Annotated in this window: 1 pseudogene; it reads left to right on the top strand. The window is 43.4% G+C overall.

Features of this window, described 5'->3' with window-relative positions:
* Positions 1–25 precede the first annotated feature (25 nt).
* Positions 26–302: pseudogene (locus tag ACNQ0W_RS25565) on the top strand (tryptophan--tRNA ligase); the annotation flags it as partial.

The following is a 302-nucleotide window of genomic DNA, read 5'->3' as shown; positions in this document are numbered from 1 at the left end:
AGCCAATACCATAGTGGAATAAATAATGAGTAATGTTGATCAGCGTCCAATTATTTTGACAGGCGACCGCCCAACCGGACAACTTCACCTCGGGCATTTTGTCGGTTCTTTGCGTTCTCGTGTAGGTCTACAGGATAGCCATCATCAACATCTCTTATTAGCAGATGCACAAGCGTTAACAGACAATGCCGATAACCCAGATAAAGTACGCCGTAACATTTTAGAAGTTGCTCTAGACTATTTAGCGGTAGGCATTGATCCAACTAAAACCACAATTTGTGTACAGTCATGCTTGCCTGCAC

Origin of the sequence: Enterobacter cloacae complex sp. 6730903, assembly GCF_048283985.1 — a bacterium.
Classification (GTDB): Bacteria; Pseudomonadota; Gammaproteobacteria; order Enterobacterales; family Enterobacteriaceae; genus Enterobacter; species Enterobacter hormaechei_C.
Note: the sequence above shows the minus strand (reverse complement) of the source record. Positions and strands in the feature narration are given on the sequence as shown.